The sequence below is a fragment of the Sporocytophaga myxococcoides genome, assembly GCF_000775915.1.
Classification (GTDB): domain Bacteria; phylum Bacteroidota; class Bacteroidia; order Cytophagales; family Cytophagaceae; genus Sporocytophaga; species Sporocytophaga myxococcoides_A.
Window position 1 is genome coordinate 1 of the sequence record NZ_BBLT01000032.1, and the last position, 1,375, is coordinate 1,375.

Annotated in this window: 1 protein-coding gene; it reads right to left on the minus strand. The window is 52.9% G+C overall.

Translation table 11 applies throughout. The features are described 5' to 3' along the window. Nucleotides 1-1,176: site-specific DNA-methyltransferase (locus tag MYP_RS24565; RefSeq protein ID WP_045470055.1), on the minus strand; the 1,176-nt coding region annotated here is incomplete at its 3' end. Nucleotides 1,177-1,375 lie beyond the last annotated feature (199 nt).

Genomic DNA, 1,375 nt, shown 5'->3' on the forward strand with positions numbered 1-1,375 from the left:
ACTGGACACCAGTACGAACCTTCGCTGTCCACCGTCTTCTTTGTTAAGCGCGAGAACAGCTTGTCCAAGCGTTCCCGACCCGGCGAAGAAATCGACTACCAGATCCCCCGGTTTCGTGGCGAGGCGCAGAATCCGGTCCATCAGCTGCAAAGGCTTGGGTGTCGAAAACACGTCTTCGTTCCGCCCCTTTGGCAACATACTGTTCAGCTGCTTTTTCGCATCTTGTGTATGTCCGACCTCTTCGTATGTCCACAGCGTTTGTGGAACCACGCCTTGCTTCACTTCCGACAAGAACCGCTTGATGCGGGGCGTGTTGTTGCCGTCCTTACCCCACCAAATCCGGCCATCCTTGTCCAGCTCGTCAAATTTCGTCTTGGACACCCGCCAATAAGAACCAGCAGGCGGACCTTCGATCACACGGCCCGAGGGGCACGTGATCGCGTATCTTCCTTCGCCATAGAAGTTCCTTGCAGCCAAGTCGCCCGAGGTCCACACGCCTCGTTTGTCCTTGTCGGGATTTTTGTATGCCTTGTCCTGACCAGCTGACCTCGGAAGGGGGTTCGGACGCCATTTTTCCTTGTTGAATGCGTAAACCAGCACATATTCGTGGTCATCTGAAAAGTGCACAGCGGTGTTCTTTGGCGAGAACACCTTTTGCCAGATGACGTTTGCAACGAAGTTGTGTTCGCCAAAAACCTGGTTCATCAGCAAGCCGAGATTGAACAGCTCGTTGTCATCGATCGAAACGAAGATGACCCCATCTTCCGCAAGAAGACTCTTGGCCAGAACGAGCCGGTGATACATGAACTCTAGCCACGTCGAGTGCTTGTAGCGGTTGGTAGCATCGAAGTAGCTATCGTTGTAGACGAAATCCTTGCGACCGGTGTTGTACGGTGGGTCGATGTAGATGAGCTTGACCTGCTTCGCATGGGTGGTAGCAAGGTGACGCAACGCATCGAAGTTGTCCCCCTCAACTATCAGGTTCGTCCAAGGGTCCGTTCCTTCACACAAGGACTGATCAAGTTCCAGTCCGACAAAATCGCGGTTGAGTGATTTGTCTTGCGCGATGCCGTCACGCTCCCAGCGCAAACCGTAACGGGTTAACGTATCCCGTCGTTGCAGCACAGCAATCAGTTCTTCTCGCGTTAAGTCGTCGTAATTCACCAGCAACCTCATTTTCTATCAACGTTCGATCTTACTCTGCGGACAGAAAATCAGGAAGCGGCTTGACAACATGTCCGCCTACCGAGTTGTTGAAAATCCATCCAGTTTTTTCGCGGACGCGAAAATTCGCTGTCCCCCATGCGGTCGGGAGCAAGCTACCGATCAATGTCCTTGTCCTTCTCGTTCCGCTTCGGCCGATCCAAATTAACCT